The following is a 282-nucleotide window of genomic DNA, read 5'->3' on the forward strand; positions in this document are numbered from 1 at the left end:
CCCTTGACGGAGCCGAGGATCTCGACGGTGCCGGCCTCGTCGTCGTGCTTGAAGTCCTTGTCCTTGTCCTTGTTCTTGTCGTAGCTGTTGCTGTCGTAGCTGTTCTGGCCGTAGTTGTTCTGGCCGTAGTTGTGCGGGTCGTGGTTGTTCTTGTCGTTGCCGTTGCCGTTGGCGATGCCGCCGCCGTTGCCGCCGGCGGTGTTGTCGTCGATGTGGGATTCCTCGACCTTGAGCACGCCGCGGTTGAAGATGCCGCCGCCGTCCTGGCGGGCGTGGTTGTTC

The 282-nt window shown here is 62.4% G+C and carries 1 pseudogene; it reads right to left on the minus strand.

The annotated features are described in order from the left end of the window. A pseudogene (locus tag F8274_RS30975) lies at positions 1-282 on the minus strand (hypothetical protein); the annotation flags it as partial.

This window comes from Micromonospora sp. AMSO31t (assembly GCF_008868175.1).
Classification (GTDB): domain Bacteria; phylum Actinomycetota; class Actinomycetes; order Mycobacteriales; family Micromonosporaceae; genus Micromonospora.